Source organism: Arsukibacterium sp., assembly GCF_041616895.1.
GTDB lineage: Bacteria > Pseudomonadota > Gammaproteobacteria > Enterobacterales > Alteromonadaceae > Alishewanella.
The window spans coordinates 1-2,119 of the sequence record NZ_JBFJPY010000198.1 but is presented as its reverse complement, the minus strand read 5'-3'; the positions used below and the strand labels follow the sequence as shown (position 1 = coordinate 2,119).

3 protein-coding genes are annotated in these 2,119 nt (G+C 52.1%); all 3 read right to left on the bottom strand.

All coding sequences use genetic code 11. From position 1 onward, the window contains the following. Positions 1–168 precede the first annotated feature (168 nt). Positions 169–909 (bottom strand): hypothetical protein, encoded by a 741-nt coding sequence (locus ABY802_RS16730; protein ID WP_372628250.1) that lies wholly within the window; start codon positions 907–909, stop codon positions 169–171. After that, a complete protein-coding gene (locus ABY802_RS16725; protein WP_372628249.1) occupies positions 902–1,492 on the bottom strand; it encodes a sigma-70 family RNA polymerase sigma factor in 591 nt (196 codons plus the stop codon). Before ABY802_RS16725 ends, ABY802_RS16730 begins: the two co-directional genes overlap by 8 nt. Positions 1,493–1,540: 48 nt before the next feature. Next, the coding region (locus ABY802_RS16720) for an energy transducer TonB (protein WP_372628248.1) at positions 1,541–2,119 on the bottom strand (579 nt) is incomplete at its 5' end.

Genomic DNA, 2,119 nt, shown 5'->3' with positions numbered 1-2,119 from the left:
GCAGCCTGCTCTACTTGCTTGGCATCTGCAATTGCCGGTGCCAGCTTTTGCTGAAGATCAATCAGCAACACCATACTGTCGGTAGCCTGTAATAACATCAGTTGCAAGGTTCCTTTTGTATATTGAGTACATGACGGTGTGTATTGCGATATTTATTACGTTAGCGCCTTACACCGCTGGACACTGTTGCAAAGCATTTGCCTTCGGCAAGGCTGCAATAGCCAGGATATGTCCGGTCGGCGCAAACTGTAACTCAACCCATTGCGGTTGCAACGCCGGCTCAATCTGCAACATAGTGTTAAGCTCCTGCACCAGTTCCATTGCCACATTCAGCTGCATTTTATCGCACATGGCAATTTGCCAGGAGTCTTTATGCTGCGTAAGTAAGCCTATCTGGCGCGACATGGCAATATTCAGCTCACCGGCACGCTGCAATTGACGCTGCTGAGCTTTCAGGGTTTGCAGACGCAGCGTTTGCAACTGCTGCTGTTCTGCAACTGGCTGCCCTGAAGCTTCCTGCTCTGCACGTATCAATTCCGTTGGCGCTGCCGACGCAGTTAAATGGTGCCATTGCACCGTAGCCGAATCGCGGTTACTCGCTGGCGCACTGTTTAGCGTTTCAATCTGATAATAGCCCTGATAAACACCCGGCAGCGTAACAGGATTAACCCAGCTAAGCACTAAGACTAAAGCCGCAACACCGAGCGCCATCTGTGAAAAATATCCCCACGAACGCCAGTTTCGCTGGCTGTCTGAGCGCTTTGCCTGCTGTAAAATACCTTGCTTCAGATCCTGAGGCATAGGTTGCTCTGCTTTAAGCGCGGCATAGGCGTTGCGTAGTGCGCTATCGTCTCTCACGTTATCTGTCACCTTTTTCTCAGAACCTGGGGTTGAATCTGGCTTAGACATTATCCTCTCCCATAAGCTGCGCTAAGCGTTCGCGCGCATAACGTAACCGGCTTTTAATGGTTTCTGGCAGCTCGCGGGTTATCTGGGCAATATCGTCCAGGCTAAACTCCTCCAGCTGCAATAATATGGCCTCACGTTGCAGCACTGGCAAGGCTGCCAGCGCAAGCGCTAAACGCTCTTTTTGCTGCAACAGCGCCAGTTGCTCAGCAATACAATGCTGAGCCTGGCGCCATTGCCCGGTGTTAAGCTCGTCATCTTTGCTCTCGGTAAACTGCCAGCGCTGTTGCTTACGCAGCTCATCCACCAGAGCATTTCTGGCCAGAGTAAATAACCAGGTTTTAAAACGGCTTTCTGAGCGGTAACTATGGCGGTTCTCCAATACTTTTAACCAGCACTGCTGACAAATATCTGCCGCCAGCTGGGCGTCGGCTTGCCGTAATAAAAAATGATATAAATCATCGCCGCATTGCATTATCAGCTTTTCCAGAGACTGCAGCTGACCACTTTGCTGAAATTGTTGCATCAGCTCATCGGCACAACTGCTGCGGTTAAACCAGCCCGGAAGTATTACAGACCATGCCATAAGCCAACTCCTTCTGTTGGGTATACTGCCCTTATGCCTAAACAGAGCTTAGCCAGCATCGACATTAAAATCGAGTACTACCTGCAAATTTGTCTGGCGAATCGCTTTACCGTCAACAACTTGCGGTTGGTACTTCCAGCGGCGCAATGCTCTTGCTGCCTCGCGGTCAAATACCCCTCTGGGCTCGGCTTGCAGCACCTGCACATCGGTTACCGCGCCGCTTTCATCAATACTGAAACTCAGTTTTACCCAGCCACTAATGCCATCGCGCAGCGCCGCCACCGGAAATCGGGGTTCAACCCTTACCACTGGTGTTGCCGTGGTATCTCTGCCAGTGCCAATAGTCATATCAGTTGGGCCAATTACCGGCGGTGCCACGGTCCATTCCGGCCCCGGCAGGGTCAGGTTGGTCACCGTTGTCGTTGTGCGCGGCGTCTGCTCTGGCACCACTACAGGCGGTGGCGGTGGTGGCAACTGCTTAACCACAACCGGCGGGTCTTCCGGAGTTATAAAGAGTTCTACCACTGGCAAAATCTTCGGCGATGGCCGCTCAGCCAGCGGGGGTTTGATCAACAGGTACATCATGGCAAACAGGCTAAAGGTAACTAACCCGGCCAGCAAGATGCT

What these genes read in the sequence shown, in the direction of transcription:
- ABY802_RS16725 (WP_372628249.1), bottom strand. Translation starts at nt 1,492, where the DNA reads ATGGCATGGTCTGTAATACTTCCGGGCTGGTTTAACCGCAGCAGTTGT.
- ABY802_RS16730 (WP_372628250.1), bottom strand. Translation starts at nt 909, where the DNA reads ATGTCTAAGCCAGATTCAACCCCAGGTTCTGAGAAAAAGGTGACAGAT.